1 protein-coding gene is annotated in these 538 nt (G+C 31.2%); it reads left to right on the top strand.

Annotation, left to right across the window (positions count from 1 at the left end; genetic code table 11):
* Window positions 1-538, top strand: a 538-nt coding sequence (locus IEX42_RS18410) for an ATP-binding cassette domain-containing protein (RefSeq protein WP_188781470.1), incomplete at both ends; no start/stop codon positions are given.

The raw sequence follows: 538 nt of genomic DNA on the forward strand, positions 1-538 counted from the left end.
TTCAAGTTGAAAATTTAACTAAAACTATAAATAATCAAATGATATTGGAAGATATTAGCATAGATATCGAAAAAGGTAAATTGACTTCTTTAATTGGACCTAATGGTGCGGGTAAGAGTACTTTACTTTCAGCGATATGTAGGTTAATTCGTTTTGATAACGGTGAAGTGAAAATAGATGGACAGCTCATGTCTGATTATAAAAATAATGACTTGTCGAAAAAAATATCTATATTAAAACAAACAAACCATACTGAAATGAATATTACGGTAGAGCAGTTGGTAAACTTTGGACGATTCCCTTATTCTAAAGGTCGTTTGACGAAAGAGGATCATGATATTGTCAATGATGCGCTAGATTTGTTGCAACTACAAGATATCAGAAATCGTAATATTAAGTCATTATCTGGTGGACAACGTCAGCGTGCATACATTGCAATGACAATAGCACAAGATACTGAATATATTTTGCTAGATGAACCATTAAATAATTTAGATATGAAGCATGCTGTTCAAATTATGCAAACGTTAAAAATGTT

Source organism: Marmoricola endophyticus (assembly GCF_014644415.1).
Taxonomy (GTDB): Bacteria; Actinomycetota; Actinomycetes; order Propionibacteriales; family Nocardioidaceae; genus Marmoricola; species Marmoricola endophyticus.